This window comes from Absiella sp. AM09-50 (assembly GCF_003433845.1).
Taxonomy (GTDB): domain Bacteria; phylum Bacillota_I; class Bacilli_A; order Erysipelotrichales; family Erysipelotrichaceae; genus Hoskinsella; species Hoskinsella hominis.
In genome coordinates this window covers 104,567-117,652 of record NZ_QVFI01000003.1, presented here as the reverse complement: position 1 = coordinate 117,652, position 13,086 = coordinate 104,567, and the positions used below count along the sequence as shown (strand labels likewise).

11 protein-coding genes are annotated in these 13,086 nt (G+C 32.4%); 4 read left to right on the top strand and 7 right to left on the bottom strand.

Annotated features, from left to right (window positions below; translation table 11 throughout):
* Positions 1 to 73: 73 nt before the first annotated feature.
* The 5 genes from DW114_RS04380 to DW114_RS04360 form a co-directional block, all read right to left on the bottom strand.
* The gene (locus tag DW114_RS04380) at positions 74 to 1,087 is read right to left on the bottom strand and encodes a C45 family autoproteolytic acyltransferase/hydolase (protein WP_117452573.1); all 1,014 of its coding nucleotides are present in this window, start codon (positions 1,085 to 1,087) and stop codon (positions 74 to 76) included.
* Positions 1,088 to 1,529: 442 nt separating this feature from the next.
* A complete protein-coding gene (locus tag DW114_RS04375; protein WP_117452572.1) occupies positions 1,530 to 2,141 on the bottom strand; it encodes a hypothetical protein in 612 nt (203 codons plus the stop codon).
* A complete protein-coding gene (locus DW114_RS04370) occupies positions 2,141 to 3,478 on the bottom strand; it encodes a PTS sugar transporter subunit IIC (protein ID WP_117452571.1) in 1,338 nt (445 codons plus the stop codon). The genes DW114_RS04375 and DW114_RS04370 overlap by 1 nt, the downstream gene beginning before the upstream one ends.
* 190 nt (positions 3,479 to 3,668) lie before the next feature.
* Complete coding sequence (locus tag DW114_RS04365; RefSeq protein WP_199483522.1) at positions 3,669 to 3,893, bottom strand: ATP-binding protein; 225 nt, start codon at positions 3,891 to 3,893, stop codon at positions 3,669 to 3,671.
* A 255-nt stretch (positions 3,894 to 4,148) separates the two neighbouring features.
* Positions 4,149 to 5,942 (bottom strand): BglG family transcription antiterminator, encoded by a 1,794-nt coding sequence (locus DW114_RS04360; protein ID WP_117452570.1) that lies wholly within the window; start codon positions 5,940 to 5,942, stop codon positions 4,149 to 4,151.
* Positions 5,943 to 6,096: 154 nt separating this feature from the next.
* Between DW114_RS04360 and DW114_RS04355 the strand changes: the two genes are divergently transcribed.
* From DW114_RS04355 to DW114_RS04340, 4 genes are all read left to right on the top strand, one after another.
* Positions 6,097 to 7,683 (top strand): MFS transporter, encoded by a 1,587-nt coding sequence (locus tag DW114_RS04355; RefSeq protein ID WP_117452569.1) that lies wholly within the window; start codon positions 6,097 to 6,099, stop codon positions 7,681 to 7,683.
* A gap of 27 nt (positions 7,684 to 7,710) precedes the next feature.
* Complete coding sequence (locus DW114_RS04350; RefSeq protein ID WP_117452568.1) at positions 7,711 to 9,285, top strand: amidohydrolase; 1,575 nt, start codon at positions 7,711 to 7,713, stop codon at positions 9,283 to 9,285.
* A 486-nt stretch (positions 9,286 to 9,771) separates the two neighbouring features.
* Complete coding sequence (locus DW114_RS04345; RefSeq protein WP_117452567.1) at positions 9,772 to 10,248, top strand: hypothetical protein; 477 nt, start codon at positions 9,772 to 9,774, stop codon at positions 10,246 to 10,248.
* 25 nt (positions 10,249 to 10,273) lie between these two features.
* A complete protein-coding gene (locus DW114_RS04340) occupies positions 10,274 to 10,951 on the top strand; it encodes a hypothetical protein (protein WP_117452566.1) in 678 nt (225 codons plus the stop codon).
* A 127-nt stretch (positions 10,952 to 11,078) separates the two neighbouring features.
* Here the strand turns inward: DW114_RS04340 and DW114_RS04335 are convergent, their stop codons facing one another.
* The gene (locus tag DW114_RS04335; RefSeq protein WP_117452565.1) at positions 11,079 to 11,843 is read right to left on the bottom strand and encodes a MurR/RpiR family transcriptional regulator; all 765 of its coding nucleotides are present in this window, start codon (positions 11,841 to 11,843) and stop codon (positions 11,079 to 11,081) included.
* Complete coding sequence (locus tag DW114_RS04330) at positions 11,821 to 12,597, bottom strand: MurR/RpiR family transcriptional regulator (protein ID WP_117452697.1); 777 nt, start codon at positions 12,595 to 12,597, stop codon at positions 11,821 to 11,823. The genes DW114_RS04335 and DW114_RS04330 overlap by 23 nt, the downstream gene beginning before the upstream one ends.
* Positions 12,598 to 13,086 lie beyond the last annotated feature (489 nt).

The window sequence follows — 13,086 nt, the reverse complement described above, 5'->3', positions numbered from 1 at the left end:
TTCTTTTAGATAAATGCAAATAGAAAAATAAAAATCCCGCTATACTAAGTGATTGCATAACGGGATTTTTTTTCTATATAAAGTTTAATCGCTTATCTTCCACAAATCGTTTTCTACTTGGGTTTCCTTCACAACGATAGATTTTCTTATTTTTAATATCATAAATACAAGACCAAACAGTATCAGCATTTGTTCTTCGATCATACTGGCACATGAAACCATATTTCCCGGACAATATATCTTTGATCAGCTCAAAAGAGTAAGTATCTGTTTTCGATAAAGCATGTTGTGCTGTTTCATATCGTTCATGACTTCGCCAATCATCTATATTTTTTGGTTGATATTTTTGCATTTCATCTGATGTAAAATAATTGGCAGTTGCGACAAATGGATTTCTTTGTTTTTTAGGATATATTTCTATTACTTTTTCAGGATTGCATTCTATAATTACCATTTCACCAGTGGCATCCATCATAGTAATCGTCTGTGCAGAACCTATGGGAACTTTTTTGATAAATGTGATTGCTTCTTTTACACTCTTACAATGTTCTAAGATATAACGAACAAGCATACCTGCATGAAGTCCTGGTTTTCTTACACTTGGTGTCGGGCATATAAAAGTTAGACCTACAGCTAATCCATAAGCATTCATGCCATCTTCCATTTGGGTAAATGCAGTCGTATTCCCAATGAAAGGAATAAATCCATCGTAACAATAATAACAACTATCATATTGCTTTTCTAAGCTTACCAGAAAATCACTGTTCCTGCCAAATAACATATGTTCATCATCCTTGCACGCCATACAGGTACAATGATTATCCATTGTGAAACAATACATACCTAACAAGAAAGTATAAAAAATATCTTTTGAAATATGCGCACCATCACAGATTCCATTGATTTCTTCCAATATTTCTGGATAGTATTTTTGATAAATTGGAATACAATCATTCACAAAAGCCTTTCTCTTTTCATCATAGGCAAAGCTTATATTCTTTTCTAAATCTATTTTATTTTTGTATAACAAAGCTCCCCATCGATGCCCTGCATCATAATGGTTCTTCATAAATCTTGAATGATACATCTCTTATTTCCTCCTGTTTTATGAAGTGAGCTCAACTTCAATTAAAGAATAACAGAATAAAAATTTATATACAAGGCTTTCTACTAATGTAACAAAACTGAGGAAATATAATATGAAATGAAAGAAATTATTGGTCTAATTTATTATTTCAAATGAAAAAGGAAATAGGGAAATTATTTCCCGGAAAATAATCAGATCAAAAAGAGTTGTTTGTGCCTTAAAAGAATGTTATCATGAATATAGCTATATATTGATAATATAACTAAATATCATAAGAAACAGGAGGATAAGAAAAATGAAAAATTCTAAGATAGGATGGTACTTATTATGTCTATCTGTAGGCGGTATATTAGGAATTGCAACGTGGAATTTGATTGGTTAAATCTATAATACATAAGAAAACCAGGAACCTATATAGGAATTCCTGGTTTTGTTTATCTAATTAAAACTGCCATCCATTAAATTTAAAGGCTGTATCTGATACATTTTCTGGATCATATTCCTCTAGAATCTTAGCGTAGCGTTCTTTATAATCGTTATCAATTTTAGCCTGTGGGATAACCTTACTAGCTTCATTTAAGAAGTGGAAGGAATCTCTTCCCATTGCCTGTCCACGCTGTGTATGTTTATCAAGTGCATAATCAGGAATTTCAGGCAATTTACCCATAGCGAAGCTTTTGATACAGATATTTTTCAATAGGTCACTAGAACGATCTTTCTCAGATGAACACATATAACGAATTGCATGAATGAAATAAATCGTACGATCATTGTCCGCATAATCAAAATTCAATCTCATTTGTGATAACGCATTGACTACAACAGCAGCCATTGGATTACCCATTCCAATATCTTCTACAGAAATGGTAAGTAAACGTCGCCACAATTTTTCTTCCAGCTGAGGAGATGAGATATATAACTCATAAGCGAACATACAAGCTTGTTCCTCTAAGCCTCTACGAATAGATTTTTGTAATGCAGAAATTACTTCATCACAAGCATAACCATTACGTGTTGTGATTTTTGACCATGGGTCATACATTTGTTTTGCCATTATTCAAAGCCCTCCAATTCTTCTTCAACTTCTTCTGCTTCTTTTGCTAATTCCATCTTTTCATATACTTTAAAGAATGGATAGTAAATTGCCACACTTAATGCAATTAATACAAACATAAAGATTACATTTTTAAAATCTGAACCAGACATCCAAGCCTGTACAAAGAATGGAATAAAGCTTGGATCTGCGACATAACCTCTTGCGATGACACCTAATTCTTGTGCGTAATAGCCCAAAACAACACAAATACTAGGAATCAAAATATATGGAATACCTAAGATGGGATTAAATACCATAGGTACACCGAATGTAATTGGCTCATTGATGGAACAAACACCTGGCACAACAGAGATACGTGCAAGTGATCTAAATTTAGCACTCTTGCTTTTCCACATCAGGATAATCAATCCAAGGGTACCACCAGCACCACCTAACATTGCATAACGGAATAACTGTAGATTCATAGAAGTAACAGCGCTAGCACCTGCAGCAATTGCTTCTGCATTGGCAGCTGTACCATTTAATCCAATCATAAATACAATAGGGAATACAACAGTTGTTCCATTGATACCTAAGAACCATAAGATATTTGAGAACATGATAATCAATGCATATACCCATACATTGTTACCAACATTGATGGCTGGTGTTAAAATACTCATAATCATTTCTGGCAGCGTTTTGCCCGTAGCGCTGATCAACATCAGATTAATACCATAGATAATGATGATATTTACCAGTAATGGAAGTAAGGAATTTACGAAGTTTCCAACCATGCTTGGTACACTGTCAGGGAACTTGATTTTTATTCCTTTGGTTTCTATAAAACGTGTAATTTCGACTGTCACAAAACTTAAAATTAATGCGACAAATAAACCGTTACTATCTAAGTAATTGGTTGTGATACCATTCACACCTTCTACAGTGGTTGGCACAACTTCTGAACATACTAGTAGGAAGATAGACATGTTCATGATACCGCAGATTGCGGCATTCATCTTGTAGCTTTTTGCTAGAGAATATGCAACAGCAAATGCAGTCATTAGACCTAACAGACCAAATGTCATGTTGTAAGGTGCTAATATCTGAGAGTTGTAAGTCGTTGCCCATTCTTTCCAGTTAATCAAAAAACGAATTAATACGTTGGTTGTGTTTAAATCCACAGTATCCATATTGATTGGTGGATTTGCGATAATCATGAAGATAGATCCAATAACAAGTAATGGAAGTGTCATCATCATACCGTTTGCTAAAGCCTGTAAGTGTCGTTGATTACCAAGCTTTGCGCCAATTGGAGATAAATATTTCTCCAGGAAACCAGTGATTGCTTTCATAAGAAAACCCCTTTCTCTCACAACATAAATTTTAACAAAATTTTTTAATGTTGCCTATGCTAAAACGTTTATTTTAGGGATTTTGGAAATATTTACTGTTTTTATGGACAAATTGGCGAAAATTTCAAATTTATATATAGTAAACAAAAAGGTAGTTGCCTTTTATGCAGGATTCTACCTTCTCCTTACATTATTTTCTCAACCAATCTACCATATCAATAATTTGTACACCTTCATATTGATATGGTTCATGTCGTGTTCTTGCTATCAGTACTTTTGGATAAGCATCACGGATATCTAAAAGAGCAGAAACCTCACGTGTAAAGGTTTTTTCATCAGAAATATTATCACTTACCTGAATGTAAATCTGTTCATCTTTTTTCTTTACAACAAAATCAATTTCTTTTTTGTACAATTTTCCAACATAATAATTTTTTCAAAAAGTGGGATTAACTTGTCTTTATGATAACATATATCCATATCAAAATCAGTATCTATTCCCATTTTTTAAATATTTTTCAGAAAGTGGGAATAGCAAATAAACATCTTTTTTCATTATCTTTTCGTTACTGCTACTTTATTAGAAAATTATATGTTTCTAAAATTTTTATAACATCCTCCATGTTTATCGTGATATGATGTTTTTCGATAAACAAACCGAATTTACCATTTATGGTTTTATGATATCCTTTTTCAGATGATGCTTATAATACAACAAATAATCATACAATTCATGATAAGGGCGTTCTTTGATACATAACATATGTATATGATGGATACAAACACCTTCCATATAAAAGTCTTTTTCTATATCATATATTGAAAGGAAGTCCTCTTTGATACCTTTGTGAAAGAATGGAATAATGGCAATATCATCCTGAAATAATTTAATGATATGTATTTGATCGCAAAACTGTGTCAGATTCATATCAAAACAATTGCGCTTTTTCATCTCATCATATAGGCATTGTGTCAGTTGATCATAGGTGATGGAAGATATCTTTTTTATTTCATATTTTTTGGAGAACAAGCTTTTACGATTTTTATTCTGAAAGTCGCTAATAGAAGATTTAATCTTTTCAATATCTTTAGAATGCAGCATGCCGGATATCTGGATATAGGGCTTTTCTGTTTTCAAGTAATTAAACGATATATAAAAATCCTCATCATTTGACATCTTTTCCATATCTAATTCAGTCAATATTTGATTAATCTCAATATTGGGCAATGCTTTTTCAATCGTATATTTACCATAATAGGCTTGTTCGATACTACAATTCACAACCAAACCAACATGTAGTTTATTCGCAATGTTCAACTCTTTGAAATAAGGAATCAGTAACATGGCAAGTCTTGTATATTCTGTTTCAAATAAATGTAAATCATGAAGTTCTTTATGGTCAAAGAAAATCTTTACAACACTTAAAAAGACAGGAAGATAATCAAATTTTACCTGATTACTATTATAATTTAAAACACGCATATCATACTCTTTTCGACGTAAAGCGGTTTCTAACAGGATACAAAATGGTTTATACAAGGTTTTATCAATTGGCTGATGATAGGTGTTTTGTAACTCTTTTAGAAAAATATCAGCAATATGTTTTGTTTGATTTGTAATGGTATAGTTTTGGATAAATGCATTATTCCATTGTTTTGCGCCACTTTCCATAACCTTATCCAAAAATGCAAGCTCATCTTGATGAAAATGAATATGAAAAGTATCCTCCATAAGTTTTTTGATATCGTTATCTATCATCATAGTTTCATTAGTTTGCTGAATAGAATGATGTAGACGGATACGTTTAATCATGATACCTAAATATATACAAAAATGATGAATGGCATTGTTAGTAAATTGTTGACCAAGTTTTTGTTCATATAAATGAAGGATATTCAAAAATATTTCTTCATGATCTTCTAAAAAATAAGGCTCTATTGTTTGTACCATCGCAGTTGGGGCTACTTGATAAAAATAATATAAAACGAATAAACGAATATTTTCTTCTTTTCCTGTAATCATTAAATGTGATTTCTTTTCCAATGTCAGATGAAATGTCTGTAGCATACTTTCCCATCGCAGGATGTCAGTTTTTAATTGTGCACGATTACTATATAATTCCTCCGCAAGAGAATCCATAGTAAAAGGCTGGGAAGAAAAAAGTAAAGCAATCATTCCACGATAAAAGCGTTCCAGTTCAGGTCGTATTTCTAAAATTTTTGTATCGAGAAAAAAATGAAGATAAGCTTCTTCACTCTTGTATAAAGATAAATGAACGCCACTGCCTTGTTTCGTCTGGATACTTGTTTCAAAATTATTATCTTTTAAGAATGTATTGATATCCTTAATATCATTGCGCAGTGTTTTTTCAGAACAGTTTAACAGAACTGCAAGGGAGTCAATCGTTTGAAAGCTTCCTTCCTTCAACATGATCTGCAACAAGGTATTTTGACGTAGATTCATATGATATCACCCCAAAAAATATGTACGTCTATCTAGTAGGATTTTACCATAATTCCGGTAATTATACTACTTAACAAAAGAACAAAAAACACTAAAATATATCAGTGGATGAGGAAATCATCAATAAAAGTCATATCGATTATAGGAGGTAGTTATGAATACAGAGGTTTCAAAGAAAAGTAAATTTATATATTTACCATTACTTGTATTAATGTTTACACAAATTGGTACATCAGGGGATAATGCTGTTTTGAGTGTTGCGACTAATGCATTAATGTCCGCTTTACATGCGAATATGAATGATATACAGTTGGCGAATATGGTATATTCCTTATGCGCAGGTGCATTTATGATCGCAGGAGGTATGCTGGGTATCATCATTGGATGGAAAAAGAATTTCCGTATCGGTGTGGTACTAGCAATTCTTGGCGAATTTATGCTGGCCTTGTCTTCAAATGTATTTATGTTTATTTGGGGAGGAAGATTTTTAGTTGGATTGGGCGCAAGTTTTATGATTCCATCTGTCTTAGGTTTAATTCCCGGAATTTATGAAGGAAATGATCGTGTATTTGCATTTGGCGCAATTGGTGCAGCAACTGGTATCGCCGCATGTGTTGGTCCTATTGTGGCAGGTGTTTTGTTAGATAAATTTGGATTTCGTATCGCTTTTGGCGCATTGGCTGTTTATTTCATTTTAATTCTGGCAGGATCTTTCTACATTCCAGATGTAAAAAAATCAGAAAAGAAATTAAAACTGGATCTTGTTGGTATCGTAGGTACTGCTATTGGATTGTTTATCTTCTTAATTGGTATTTCCAAAGTATCTGTATGGGGACTTATCACACCAATTCATGCACCATTTACCATCTTTGGTATCTCACCAGCAATTCCATGTATCATATTCGGATTGGTTATTCTTGGCATTATGGTTGTGATTGAAAAAAGAGTAGAAGAAGCCAATGGCTGCGCATTATTACCACAATCATTTATCAAATCTGCACAAGTACGTGCAGGACTTGTCGCAAGTGCTATGGTGTTCTTATATCTTGGCGCAACAGTTATGCTGATTAATCCATATTTACAACTTGTTGGTGGATTTAATGCAGTAATGACTGGTGTTGCGATGATTAGTGTTGGTTTACCAATGTTTCTGTTCTCTATGGGAATTCCAAAGTTTTTCCCTAATGCACATCCAAAGAAAATCTTACAGATTGGATATATCTTATTAGCTGTATCTGTTATTCCAATGGCATTCTCTTTACAGGAAACCGGAGTATCTTATCTAATGTATGTAGGACTTGCAATTGCAGGTGCTGGTCAGGGTATGGTAAGTGCGCAGGCAAGCAATGTTGTTGCTGTCGCAGTTAATGAAAGAGATGCACAGCAATCAGGTGGAATTCAGGCTACCGCAAGAAATGTAGGGCAGGCAATAGGTGTTGCTTTACTTGGTATGGTAATGATATTTACCATTACATCTGATATTAGTGGACAGGTAAGTCATGATGATAAAATCAGTAATCAAGTCGCAGTTGCGGAAGAAAATAAGACCTATTCATTCTTGAGTGATCAAAACTTTGAAAAAACGATTTCTGATATTCAAATGAGTGAAGTAGAAAAACAGGAAAGTATGCATATCAATGCAGAAGCCAGAATCCATTCTACAAGTAAAGCATTATATGTATTAGGATTTATCGCAGTGTTATGTTTATTCACAACACCTGGTATAAAAAAAGTTAAATAAAGTGTAAAACACTTAGGAGGCAAGGATATGGAAAAACAAGTATTATTCTACAATGGTGACATTTTAACAATGGCAGATGAAGTGTGTGATGCAGTATTGATTGAAAATGGAACCATCAAAGCATTAGGCAGTTTGGATGCATTGAAAAAGGAAGCAAATGCTACATGTGAATATTATGATTTAAAAGGGCAGTGTTTAATGCCATCCTTTATTGATGCACATTCCCACTTGCTACAATTCGCAAATACATTAAAATTTGTGCCATTAAGCGGTGTAAAAAGTATAAAAGAAATCCAAGAACGCTTTGCATTATATATCAAAGAAAACAATAAAAACGATCATGAATGGTTAATGGGATTTGGATATGATCACAATGCTTTAGCTGAGCATCGTCATCCAACACGTCTGGAGCTTGATGAAATTTCAACCACAAACCCAATCATTATTGCACATGCATCTTTCCATCTTGGTGTATTAAACAGTGCTGCATTAAAAGAATACAACTTAACTGATGAAGTAAAAGATCCTGAAGGTGGCAGCTATGGACGTGATGAAGAAGGTCATTTGAATGGATATATGGAAGAAATTGCATTTATGCGAGGACCTGCAGAACGTGTTATGGGACTAGATCATATTGATGATTACGCATACAAAGCACAACAGATTTACGCAAGCTATGGTATCACAACCGCACAAGAAGGCTTTGCACATGGCGATGAAGTTGCTATTTATGAAAACCTTGGAAAACAGGATAAAATGTTATTGGATGTTGTGGCCTATGTAGATATCGTTAATGATAAAGAGGTCGTACGTTCAAGAACAGATTTGACAGACTATAAAAATCATTTTAGAATTGGCGGATATAAATTATTCTTAGATGGTTCTCCTCAAGGGAAAACCGCATGGATGAGCAAGCCTTACGAAAACAGTGGCGATTATTGTGGATACCCTACATATGAAGATAAAGATGTAGATACATATATCCAAACCGCATTGGATGATCATAAACAGTTATTGGTTCATTGTAATGGAGATGCGGCTTCTCAACAGATGTTAGATGCCTTCCATCACAGCAGACAAAAACAAACAGATACACGACCTGTTATGGTACACTGTCAGACCCTTCGCCCTGATCAATTACCTCAGTTAACACAAATTGGTGTATTACCATCCTTCTTTGTGGCTCATGTTTATTATTGGGGCGATACACATCTGGTAAACTTCGGACAAGAACGTGCAGAAAACATCTCTTGTACAAAGAGTGCCTTAGACGAAGGCTTATCCATGACGTTCCATCAAGATACACCGGTTATTATGCCAAATATGCTAGAAAGTGTATGGGTAGCAGTAAATCGTATCACAAAGAATGGTGTCACACTTGGTACACATCAGTGCATATCTGTGAAGGAAGCTTTAAAAGCAGTAACCATCAATGCTGCATATCAGTATTTTGAGGAAGATAGAAAGGGTAGTATTGAAGTTGGTAAACTGGCAGATCTTGTGATTCTGGATAAGAATCCTTTGAAAGTAGATAAGATGGATATTAAAGATATTCAAGTATTGAAAACATTCAAAGAAGGTACTGTTATATTTGAAAAATAAGCAAACACGAAACAAGGAAGCAAAAGTTCCTTGTTTTTTTATTATGATGGACTTGGTAGGAAACAACAAGATATTAATTTGATTACAAAAAAGTGAGCAAAATGATAGGTGATATTCATCAAAAACAAAATTTAATTTTAATAGATACCCAGTGATTGTTATAGGGTATTTTTTATAAGATACTCATTATATTCCACTTATGATATAAAGACCCACTATCATTGACTAACATGGATTACACGTTAAAGTGTAATTATAAAAGATATGTCATTTGGATGAGAAAGAAGATGATGATAATGGTTATTTGTAAAGCTTTAGTTTAGTACTGTGAAACATTTATATAAGTAATTGGTATTAAGGTTTCATCAGTAATAAACAAACGCAAATTTATATAATCATTAGGACTTACAATTTTAGTAGTGATTTCAGTTTTTTCAGTATGGTAAAACAGGTGAATTTAAAATTAAGAAAGGAAGTTAAGCTATTATGAATACTAGTCAAAAAAGATTTATGATAATGATTACTATGATATTATTCATGACAAGTGCTTGTTCAAAATCAGTATCATGGAAAGATAACTATATCCAAACACACACAAAATCACCAAGTAAAATTGTAGAAAATTCAGATAAAATTTATGAAAAAAATGAATCAGGATATTATGATTTTACAAATTTAAGCATAGATGAAGATAAATTAAATGATATTTCTATAGATGATTTAAATAATCATACAGTTTTTGATACTTTGACGAAATGGCCAGATAGCTTACCTGAGGGTTTTCATCCAACAAAACTTTTAAATGATGGAAAAGTGGCAAAGCTCGGTTTAACAAAGTTGCACGATAATGATATTGATGGTAGTGGAGTGGGTATCGCAGTTATTGGTGATACGTTACTAACGGATCATGAAGAAATTAAGGATAACTTATCGTTTTATGTTTCTATGAGCAAATATCCCTGATGAGGCTTCTTTAACAGGTGTCATGATGGCTTCCATTGCAGCAGGGAAAAATGTTGGCGTAGCACCTAAATCAAAATTGTATTATATAAATGATAGTATTTATAACTTTGAAACGAAAGAAAATGACTGCCATAATGTTGCACAGGATATCATTAAGCTAATTGAAATGAACAAAGATTTAAAAAATAAAATCAGAGTAATCTCATTATCTGAAGGATATTTTGAAAAAGATTATCCTGCGAAAGCAAAGACTAAAAATGCAGATGAATTAACGGATGCAATCAAGAAAGCAAAAGAAGAAGGTATTGAAGTATTGTGCCAAAATCCTATGAATCCAGTCATGGAATTTACTGGTTTATATAAAACGCCTTATTCAGATGTAAATGATATCCATAGTTATTATCTAAATGAATATGATGATTCAAAGATTTACGTTCCTACGAATGATATAACAGTGGCCTCATTGTATGGGAATAAGGATTATATGTATTATATCCAAGGTGGGCAAGATACAGTTGTTCCTTATGTATCAGGGTTATATGCATTAGCGTGTCAGGTAAATCCTTCTATCGATTTCAATGATTTTTTAGACTCCGCAAAGAAAACAGCATATAAATTGAATGTAAAAGACGATAACAATAAGTCATACAAAATTATGATCATTCAGCCTGAAAAGCTAATAGATGATATCAAAGCAAAATAACTAAGCAAATTAGTAAGTCAATTCTTTAACATGTATAACGTTTGATTAACAAAACAAATATACTTATTATGATTTCTTAAACAAACATTATGAAAAGGCAACTATGTGTTCGATAGTTGCCTTTGTTTTAATCTGAACTTTTCAATGAACAATATTCTAAGTACCGTAAAAATAATAATTCTATGGCATTGAAATACTGAGCACTACAGGTAAAACGTCGATCGTAGTAACCTGTATCAAAATAACTGGTTCTGATACCAATAAATTCATCACAATATTTCGATAACAAGTTGCCATTATTCATTGCTATACCAATAGATTTCGTATGCATTTTACGAATAACTTTCGCAAGGGTTACCGCTGTTTCATTATCTCCGGACAAGGAAATAATAAAGAAAAGATCATCTCGAGTGCTACGATTTAAAATGGTATCCAACTCATTATCGCCTTCAATTAAATGCATAATTTTCTTACAATACGCAAATTCTCTTTTTAATTCCTGCGCCACATGGTGTTGAAATTCACCAGTTGTATATATAAAGATACGATTGGCTTCATCAATATATTGTAGGATTTGATCAAAATCTGCGGTTTCCATATAATCAATTGTTTCTTTCATTTCATTCGCACATGTAGGCAAGACTTTATGATCAAACGTTGAAACTTTGTTTAGACTCCATTTTAGATATACCTTTAATTCGCTATATCCATCTAGTCCCAGCTTTTTCGCAAAACGAATAATACTGGTATGTGATACGTTACAAGCATGCGCCAGTTCCTGAATGGACATCTTATGACATTCCCTTTTATGATGATAGATATATTGCCAAATATATAAATCATTCTCATTTAGCTGTTCATAATGTTCCTCAATCAATTCTTCCAGTGTCATGATGATTCATCCTTTCCATATAATCCATATATTTCACAATAATGAAATCCACTAGAATAAAATAGCTTACCAAACCTTCGTATCGAGGACCCATCGGATTGATTAAATTTGGTATCTCCACATATAACGATTCACTAGCCAAATGTGCAAGACTATTATCTTTGTTAGCTGTGATAGAAATGATGGGAACACTCTTAGTTTTCAATTTCTTTGCGAACTCCAGCATAGATGCATTTTCACCAGAATAAGATATCATAATTATTACATCATTATGGTCAATGACTTCTGAATAGATATAAGATTCATTCGCACTTGTGATATTGAAAAATAATTTATCTACATATAAAAAAGTACGTTTGATTTCCATTGCGACATTGTTTTGAATACTCCCTGTACCATATACATAAGCATTTTTTGCGTTGGCAATTAATTCAAGAACATTGGTAAAATCTTTCTCTTTTATTTCATCCATGTAATCTTTATATATGTTATAGACATATTCTAAACCAATATGATTTTCATTTGTATTCGCATTATCGATGCGTAAATGCACCTTTAATTCTGAATAACCATTTAATCCAATACGTTTCGCAAAACGTAGTATTGTAGAACGAGAAACATGACAGCGAAGTGCTAAATCATCAATGGATAAATGTTCACATAGTTCTCTGTTTTCTTTTATAAATTTCCAAATCTCATGATCATTTTCATTTAAATGCGTATAATTTGCATTGATCATATCTTCTAAACGCATAGCATTCATCCCTTTCTCATGTATAATTATATCATATAAAATAGTGATGGATAAATAGAATTATTTATTTATATAAATTATGAAAAAAGAGATTTCTAAAGTAAAAATATTATTAGAAATCTCTATAAGCATAAATGCGTATTTATCTATTTTTTTGTAAGCTATTCTTTTACACCTATATATATGACTAAAACAAGTTCAATGAAGATGAGTATCATTAACCCTATTTGGATATCACCAGCTAATATATAGTTTAAATTTTTAAAAAACCTAAAATATGGCAATATCGCAGATATAATGCACGTTATCAAAGTACTGTAAAGTACTATTTTTTTAAATTTCATGGCTTACATCACTCCTAGGTATATTGTTTCATTTAAGATAATTATATTAAAGAAGATTATAATGTGTATCTCCTTTATATATATAATATACCACAGTCATAATGATATCTTTGTTTCTTTGAACGAAATCATATTATTTTTGAAC